Below are 4,046 nucleotides of genomic sequence, written 5' to 3' on the forward strand. Positions count from 1 at the left end.
TATTTCACCTTTTATTCTTATAACGTTCGTAGAGAACCTATTTAAACATGGCGATCTGAAAAACGAGCGAAATGCAGCTGAAATCAGGCTAACTGTTGAAAATCAGCAAGTACGGTTTTATATCAGAAATAGGAAAAAAATAAGAAATCCAAATATTGATTTTCATAATAATATCATAAGTGATAAGATTGGCGTTATAAATGTGAAAAAAAGATTAAAATTGACTTATCCAAATTTACATACGTTGGATATTATCGACGACGGTAAATTTTATACGGTATGTCTAACCTTAAATATTGAAGATGCTAACTTGCATAATAATCGATGATGAACAACATGCCATTGATCTTTTAACCATTCACATAAAAAAAATAGATGATGTGAAAGTTGCCGAGACTTTCACAAACCCCTTGGACGCGCTCAAATATCTTGAACATAACCAGGTGGACTTTATTTTTTTAGACATTGAAATGCATGAAATTTCCGGTTTGGATTTTATGAAAGTCATTAAAAAAAAGACAAACATTGTTGTAACATCCGCGTTCAAGCATTATGCATTCGAAGGTTATGAAAATGAGGTTGTCGATTATTTACTGAAGCCCGTCGCCATCGAAAGGTTGTTACTTGCCCTTCAAAAAGTTAAGGCAAAAATATCGGATGACCTAGCGTTTAATCAATCTTCTAAGGACGAATTTATAATTCTTAAAACTGATTCAAAAAACAAGCTTTTAAAGGTTGATCTTGACGATATCTTGTATATTGAAGGGTTAAAGAACTACATTTCTGTTTTTACACCAGAGCAAAGAATCGTAACCCTGCTGAATATGAAATCCTTGGAAAGCAGCTTACCCAAAGATAGATTTATCCGTACCCATAACTCCTTTATCATTGCGTTTGATAAATTTAAACTAGTTGACGGCAACCAAATCTACTTGCAAGGAGTTAACCGCAGTATCCCGATTAGCGAAGGATACAAAAAGGCTTTTTTTACTATTTTGAAGAAAAAGTTAATAGAAAATAAATAGCCCGATGAATAATGGCCGTCTCCTTCTTTTCTAAAATTTGCATCCGCTCTGCCAGGCTTCCGGTCGGTGTCTATAAGCCCACCAAAACTTCTTCTGAACAGCTGTTGCAAAACAAAACGTTCATGGACGCTTTATATATCGCAAACCCCAATTTTTACCTGATTTGTGAAAAATACTTGAAAAATGGCGAAAATGACACTAAAAAAAGCATCAAAATAAATGGAACACTGGTTAAATATTACAATAGAATGTGCCATCGTCCGACTCCATTTGGATTATTTTCGTGGTGTGCGGTCGCTGAGTGGGGAAAAGTTACCGATATCGTCACTGTCGATAAAAATGTAACTTTTAACGTCAAACTCGATTCAGATTTTTTATGGAAGCTTATATACCGGCTAGAAGGCTCACATCAACATGCCTTAGCTTATAAGATCAACAATTCGATATACAAAGTTGGCAATGAATACCGATACTTTGAATATGAATTTATTGGAAACGGTAAGAAATATAAGTTGAGCGCGATCGATGAAACCGAAGAATTGAATTTTGCCCTTAAAGTTTGTTCAGATAATTTCGTACCCTACCCTCTGCTATCTAAGCAAATGGCAAGTTTTTTTGAAGCAGATGAGGCAGTTGTTATAAAATTTTTGGATATTTTGATTGAAGCCCAAGTACTTGTGAGTACATTACAGCCCGGCCTCAATAATAATGATCCACTGGCATTCTTAACCGCAGCTTTAGTAAATGCAAAGCAGCAGTCCTCCGATTTGAGCATTTGTCAGGATATTGATAATTTGAAGGAAACTTCTGCAAAGTTAGTCCGCGTACAAAAGCATCATCGCCTTGTGAACGAACTACCCAAGCTTATCGATCACTTCGCCCGTTTGAAGCTAACTTTGCCCAGTCAATTGTTTCAAGTCGATAGTTATAATGATCTTTTGAGGAAATCGGTTGATCAAAAGGTGGGAAAATCCCTATCATTAGCAATAGAGGCACTGCAGATATTGAGCGCAGGCGAACCTAGAAATTACTGGCTCGAACAGGTAAAAGACCAGATCAGAAATAAATTTGATCGCAAGCCGGTCTTACTAAGTCATTTATTTGATCCGGACATTGGGATTATGGACCCGGACCATCCTGCGGTAGTCGATTTTGGAGACATCTTGTTAAATGAACTCAATAAGTTGAGTTCACAACACCATTTCCATCACAAAGAAATTGAAAAATCAAATCCTGTTACCGATTTCTTAAATCGAAAGTTCAGTGAGATTTCCGACAAACGAAACTGCCTGATAGAAATAACGCAACAAGAACTAGACGAGCTTAAACCAAGGGTACCTATTCGCCCCCTTCCAGACAGTTTTCCCGTTATTTTCAAATTAATAGCTGCGCGAGAAAGCGATATTGTAATTGAAAGCGCGGGCGGCGCGAGCGGAACGTGCCTGTTAGGAAGATTTGGTCATGGTGACGAGGAAATCCTTCAGTTGCTTCAGGAAATCGCGACATATGAAAAACATAAAAACAAAGAATTTGCGATAGCCTCGGTCGTCCACCTACCTGAAAACAAAAATGGCAACGTATTGCAACATCCCAACCTTCGGGATTATCAGATCCCCTATTTGGTAACAACATCATCCGGAGCTGACCATGAGTTATCTGCCAATGAACTTCATGTTGAATTAAAAGGTGAAAAGATCACCCTTTATTCACATCGAATAGGAAAATACATTATCCCGCGAATTGACAATGCACATAACTTTATTTCGAACACACTTCCAATCTACCGTCTTTTGGGAAGCTTACAGACGGAGCATAGACTAAGCAGACTGAATATAGATTTTTCAAAAGAATTCAAGGGAATACGTTTTTTTCCTCGCATTCAATTTCGTCAAATCATAATACAATCCGCACAGTGGATACTGCGAAAGGCCGACCTTCAGTTATTATTCCAGAATAAAAGTGAGGGTGAACAATTCGTCATTTTTAAAAGAGCATGCCATACATGGAAAATACCAAACACATTTTTATTAGTAGACCTGGACCGGACGCTCACTTTCTATATGGATCAACGTTCTTTTATGCTATTCAAAACCGAAATAGCAGGAAGAGAGCAAATCACATTAAAAGAATATCTCCCGCCCGCGAAAACTGCCGTTACTGATCGTAAAAAGCAAGTTTACAATCATCAATTCGTAGCTATTGCGAAATATGAAGAAGCAGTTTCACCTAAAAGCCCAGGTACGCTGTCACGGGTAAATATGAGTTTGCAGCCGCGGTTCATTCCAGGCTCAGCTTGGTGCTATTACAAAATTTATTGCTCGATTTTTTTTTCCGACCGACTATTGACTACAATCATTTACCCGCAAACCAGGAAATGGCAAAAAATGGGTTATATCGACCATTGGTTTTATGTCCGGTACAATGATCCAGAAAACCATATACGGCTTCGTTTTCATCTGTTAGATCAAAAAAAAATAAAAAAAATACTGTCAGATTTGAGGAACGAACTTGAATCCATTATTGAGCAGGGTTATGTATGGAAAATTCAAATAGACACCTATGATCGGGAACTGGAACGTTATTCAGTGCAAGCCTATCCTTTCATTGAACAATATTTTTCCAACGAATCTCACTATTGCATTCAGTTATTATTGAACAAGAAAAAAATTGCAGCGTCCGAATTTTCTTTTCTCTGGGTAAGTTTGAAGAACATAGACGACGTTTTCAACTTATTTTCGCTGTCCCGGGAACAAAAGTTCCTGGTCAGCTCAAAAACAAGTCAGTCATTTCAGTCAGAATTTAATGTCTGCGACCAGGAAAGAACAATCTTGTATAAATATTATCACAAGAATCAAAGACTATTTCAATCGTTCCTTGAAAATTTCGATGAATCTGCTCCGGTAGTACCTTTTTTTCATACCTGGCATGAAAATATTTTACAGCAGGCCCAAGTGTTCGACCAAATTAAGTCGACATTTCCAGAGATGCTCACGAATGAAGAAGCCGCGGTAAGTATCATTC

General features: G+C 37.5%; 2 protein-coding genes and 1 pseudogene. All 3 read left to right on the forward strand.

What is annotated here, in order from left to right; translation table 11 throughout:
• Positions 1-328 (forward strand): annotated as a pseudogene (locus tag AC1DRQ_RS29885) (hypothetical protein); the annotation flags it as partial.
• A complete protein-coding gene (locus AC1DRQ_RS29890) occupies positions 303-1,025 on the forward strand; it encodes a LytR/AlgR family response regulator transcription factor (RefSeq protein WP_477429529.1) in 723 nt (240 codons plus the stop codon). The pseudogene AC1DRQ_RS29885 and the gene AC1DRQ_RS29890, both read left to right, overlap by 26 nt.
• Before the next feature lie 122 nt (positions 1,026-1,147).
• A partial coding sequence (locus AC1DRQ_RS29895; RefSeq protein WP_477429531.1) for a lantibiotic dehydratase occupies positions 1,148-4,046 on the forward strand: 2,899 nt, incomplete at its 3' end.

Source organism: Mucilaginibacter sp. P4_E8 (genome assembly GCF_056401495.1).

What these genes read in the sequence shown, in the direction of transcription:
- AC1DRQ_RS29890 (WP_477429529.1), top strand. Translation starts at nt 303, where the DNA reads ATGCTAACTTGCATAATAATCGATGATGAACAACATGCCATTGATCTT.